This is a genomic window from Beijerinckia sp. L45 (assembly GCF_009765775.1).
Classification (GTDB): Bacteria; Pseudomonadota; Alphaproteobacteria; order Rhizobiales; family Beijerinckiaceae; genus RH-AL1.
This window is the reverse complement of record NZ_LMUU01000007.1, coordinates 3379-8107: the sequence shown is the minus strand read 5'-3', so window position 1 is coordinate 8107 and position 4729 is coordinate 3379. Positions and strand designations below refer to the sequence as shown.

Here is a 4729-nt window from a genome sequence, read left to right as displayed (position 1 = left end):
AGAAGCAAGCCGGCGCAGAATCCGGCAGCGATGGCGAAACGGGACGTTGACAGGTTTTTCATTCGACCTCCGATGTGTGATGGACGGAGCTGGAATGCCGGGGGGCGGAAAAAGACGCATACATGTCTGCGTCACGCTCATTCCAAAAGACATAAGCCAAAGGTATCATTCGTCGCGGGAGGCTCAGCCGTCCGCGACGAAAACACCCGGCCGCGCCTCTTTTTGCTTTACAGACATAAAGATATGTTTATATCTAATCTGAACAAAGAGGTTTGCTGGCTTGGATCGTGCTCCCTTCAATCAGGTTTTGACCGGGCTCGCCGCCGCCGGTGAGGCGACGCGCCTCCGGCTGCTCGCGATCCTGTGTGATGCCGAGCTGACGGTGAGCGAACTCGTGGCGATCCTCGGCCAGTCGCAGCCGCGGATCTCGCGCCACCTCAAACTCCTCGTCGAGGCCGGTTTGATCGAGCGCCACCGTGAGGGATCCTGGGTGTTTCTCTTCGCCGCACAATCCGGTCCGGGTGCCGCGATGACCAGCAAGATCGTGTCCTCGATCGCCGCGGACGACCCGATCCTTCTGGCCGATCGTGCCCGCCTTCAGGAAGTCCGCGAGACTCGCGCGGGCCAGGCCGCTCGCTACTTCGCCACCCACGCCGGCACTTGGGACAAGGTCCGCGCCATGCATGTCGCCGAGGACCGGGTGGACAGCGCTATCCGCGATGCCATCGGCGCCGGGCCGATCGACGCGGTGCTCGATATCGGCACCGGGACCGGCCGCATGCTCGAACTCGTCGCGCCGCAGGCCGGCCGGGCGCTCGGCATCGACCAGTCGCCGCAGATGCTCAGCGTCGCGCGCGACCGCCTCGATCGCGCCGGTCTGCGCAATGTGCAACTCCGTCAGGGCGACATGTTCGCGCTTCCCGTCGAGCGCAACGGCTTCGATCTCGTCATCCTGCATCAGGTGCTGCATTATCTTGACGATCCCTCGCGCGCGCTCCGCGAAGCCGCGCGCACCTTGCGGCCGGGCGGGCGCCTTCTCGTCGTCGACTTCGCGCCGCATCTGGAAGAGAGCTTGCGTACCGACCATGCGCACCGCCGGCTCGGCTTTTCCCAGGACGAGATCGCCGGCTTCATGGCCGATGCCGGCCTCGACGTGACCTTGGCGCGCGAGCTCGCGCCGGACCGCCTTGATGGCGGCAAACTGACCGTATCACTTTGGATGGCACGAGACCGGCGCGTCGTCAGCGACGCCCTGCCGCTCGATGTTAGGGAAATGGCCTAATGCACCAGCAAGTCTCCAGAATGCCGCGACCCGCCGGCGACGCGTCCTCGCGCTTCAATGTCTCGTTCGAGTTCTTCCCGCCGAAGACGGACGAGATGGAGGCGACGCTGTGGGAGTCGATCAATCGCCTCGCGCCGCTCAATCCCGACTTCGTCTCGGTGACCTACGGGGCCGGTGGCGCGACGCGCGAGCGCACCCACACCACGGTGTCGCGAATTATCCGCGAGACCAGCATCCGCCCCGCCGCGCATCTCACCTGCGTCGCCGCCAGCAAGGCGGAGGTCGACGAGGTCGCTCGCGCCTATTGGGAAGCCGGCGTCCGCCATATCGTCGCGCTGCGCGGCGATCCGCAGACCGGCCCCGGCACCAAGTACGAAGCGCAGGCCGATGGTTACAAAACATCTGCCGATCTCGTGGCCGGTCTGAAGCGCGTCGGCGACTTCGAGGTCACCGTCTCGGCCTATCCCGAAGGCCATCCGGAAAGCACGTCCATCGATGCCGACATCGACGTGTTGAAAGCCAAGATCGACGCGGGCGCGACACGGGCGATGACGCAGTTCTTCTTCGACAACGAAATCTACCTGCGTTTTATGGACAAGGTGCGTGCGCGCGGCATCACCATTCCCGTCATCCCCGGTATCGTGCCGGTGCAAAGTTTCAAGCAGACCGCGAATTTCGCCAAGAGCGCGGGAGCGTCGGTGCCGCAGTGGCTTGCCGATCGTTTCGAAGGTCTCGACAATGATCCGGCGACGCGGCGTCTCGTCGCCGCGACCGTTGCGGCGGAACAGGTGCTCGACCTCGTCGACCGCGGCATCTGCGACTTCCATTTCTACACGATGAACCGCGCCGACCTCGTCTACGCGATCTGCCATCTTCTCGGCATGCGTCCCAAGACCAGCGAACAGAAAGCCGCCTGATGTCACACTTCACGGTGAACGGTGCCGAAATCCGCGACGCGCTGACCAAAGCCGCCAAGGAGCGCATCCTCGTGCTCGACGGCGCGATGGGCACGATGATCCAGGGTTATCGTTTCACCGAAGAACAGTTTCGCGGCGAACGGTTTTCCGACTGGCTGAGCGACCTGCGCGGCAACAACGATCTGCTGACGCTGACCCAGCCCAAGGCGATCGAGGACATCCACCTCGCCTATTGCCTGGCCGGCGCCGATCTGATCGCCACCAACACCTTCAACTCCACGTCGATCTCGCAGGCCGATTACGGCATGGAGCGGCTGGTGCCGGAGCTCAATCGCGAGGCCGCGCGGCTCTGCCGCGAAGCGACGAAGAAGGCCGAAGCCAAGGACGGCCGTCGGCGTTTCGTCGTCGGCGCGCTCGGGCCGACCAGCCGCACCGCCTCGATCTCGCCCGACGTCAACGATCCCGGCTTCCGCGCCGTCACGTTCGACCAGTTGCATGATGCCTATGTCGAAGCGGCGCGCGCGCTGATCGAAGGCGGGGCCGAGATCCTCATCATCGAGACGATCTTCGACACGCTGAACGCCAAGGCCGCCTATGCCGGCGTCGAAACCGTGTTCCAGGAAATCGGCCAGACGCTGCCGGTGATGATTTCGGGCACCATCACCGACCTTTCCGGGCGTACGCTGTCGGGCCAGACGCCGACCGCCTTCTGGCATTCGATGCAGCATGCCACGCCGTTCTCCATCGGCCTCAATTGTGCGCTCGGCGCTCGCGAAATGCGCGCGCATCTGGCCGAGCTGTCGCGCGTCTCCGACGCGATGATCTGCGCCTATCCCAACGCCGGCCTGCCCAACGAATTTGGCCTCTACGACGAAAGCCCGGAATACATGGCCGGGCTGGTGAAGGAGTTCGCGGAAAGCGGCCTCGTCAACATTTTGGGCGGCTGCTGCGGCACCACGCCGCCGCATATCCATGCCATCGCCAAGGCGATCGAAGGCATCAAGCCGCGCGTCGTGCCCGAGATCACACCGATGCTACGGCTGTCGGGCCTCGAGCCCTTCGTGCTGACGCCGGACATCAAGTTCGTGAACGTTGGCGAGCGAACCAACGTCACGGGTTCGGCCAAATTCCGCAAGCTGATCAAGGAAGGCGATCTCTCCGCCGCACTCGACGTCGCGCGCGATCAGGTCGCCAACGGCGCCCAGATCATCGACATCAACATGGATGAGGGCCTGCTCGACTCTGAGAAGGCGATGGTCGACTACCTCAATCTGATCGCCGCCGAGCCCGACATCGCCCGCGTTCCCGTGATGATCGATTCCTCGAAATTCCAGATCATCGAAGCCGGCCTGAAGTGCGTGCAGGGCAAGTCGATCGTCAACTCGATCTCCATGAAGGAGGGCGAAGAAAAGTTCATCCATGACGCCAGGATCGTGCGCCGGTACGGCGCCGCGGTGGTGGTGATGGCCTTCGACGAGCAGGGCCAGGCCGACACCAAGGAGCGCAAGGTCGAGATTTCTTCGCGCGCCTACAAGATCCTGACCGAACAGGTCGGCCTCCCGCCGCAGGACATCATCTTCGATCCCAACATCTTTGCCGTCGCGACGGGCATCGAAGAGCACAACAACTACGGCGTCGACTTCATCGAGGCGACCCGCGAAATCCGCAGGCGCATGCCGCTGGTCCATATCTCTGGTGGCGTCTCGAACCTCTCCTTCTCGTTTCGTGGCAACGAGCGCGTGCGCGAGGCGATGCATTCGGTGTTCCTGTACCACGCCATCGCCGCCGGCATGGACATGGGCATCGTCAACGCCGGCCAGCTCGCCGTCTACGAAGACATCGACAAGGAACTGCGTGACGCCTGCGAGGACGTCGTGCTCAACCGTCGCCCCGACGCCACCGATCGTCTGCTGGCACTTGCCGAAAGTTTTAAGGGCAAAGGCGGCGAGCGCGCGGAAAAAGACCTGAAGTGGCGTGCCGAGCCGGTCAACAAGCGGCTGGAACACGCGTTGGTCAACGGCATCACCGAATATATCGACGAGGACACGGAGGAAGCCCGCGCGCGCTCAACGCGGACGCTCGACGTGATCGAAGGCCCGCTGATGGACGGCATGAACGTTGTCGGCGACCTCTTCGGGTCGGGAAAGATGTTCCTGCCGCAGGTGGTGAAATCCGCGCGTGTGATGAAGAAGGCGGTGGCCTATCTCGAGCCCTTCATGGAAGAGGAAAAGCGCCTCAGCGGCGCGACGGGACGCAAGGGCGCCGGCAAGATCCTGATGGCGACGGTGAAGGGCGATGTCCACGACATCGGCAAGAACATCGTCGGCGTCGTGCTGGCCTGCAACAACTACGAGATCATCGATCTCGGTGTGATGGTTCCGGCCAAGAAGATTCTCGATACCGCCCGCGCGGAAAACGTCGATGCGATCGGCCTGTCCGGCCTGATCACGCCGTCGCTGGAAGAGATGTCTTTCGTCGCCGCGGAGATGGAGCGCGAAGGTTTTTCCATCCCGCTGCTGATCGGCGGCGC

At 63.6% G+C, this 4729-nt stretch carries 3 protein-coding genes; all 3 read left to right on the top strand.

Translation table 11 applies throughout. The features are described 5' to 3' along the window. The first annotated feature begins 280 nt into the window (after positions 1 to 280). On the top strand, positions 281 to 1282 hold the full coding sequence (locus tag GSQ79_RS00735; protein ID WP_158806825.1) for a metalloregulator ArsR/SmtB family transcription factor: 1002 nt from the start codon (positions 281 to 283) through the stop codon (positions 1280 to 1282). 20 nt (positions 1283 to 1302) lie between these two features. Continuing rightward, positions 1303 to 2199, top strand: a complete 897-nt coding sequence (metF, locus tag GSQ79_RS00730) for a methylenetetrahydrofolate reductase [NAD(P)H] (protein ID WP_158806824.1) — start codon at positions 1303 to 1305, stop codon at positions 2197 to 2199. Next, on the top strand, positions 2199 to 4729 hold a 2531-nt coding region (gene metH / locus GSQ79_RS00725; RefSeq protein WP_246725020.1), incomplete at its 3' end, for a methionine synthase. The genes metF and metH, both read left to right, overlap by 1 nt.

Excerpts from the sequence above, each read along its gene's own strand:
- metF (WP_158806824.1), top strand. The coding sequence starts at position 1,303 with ATGCCGCGACCCGCCGGCGACGCGTCCTCGCGCTTCAATGTCTCGTTC.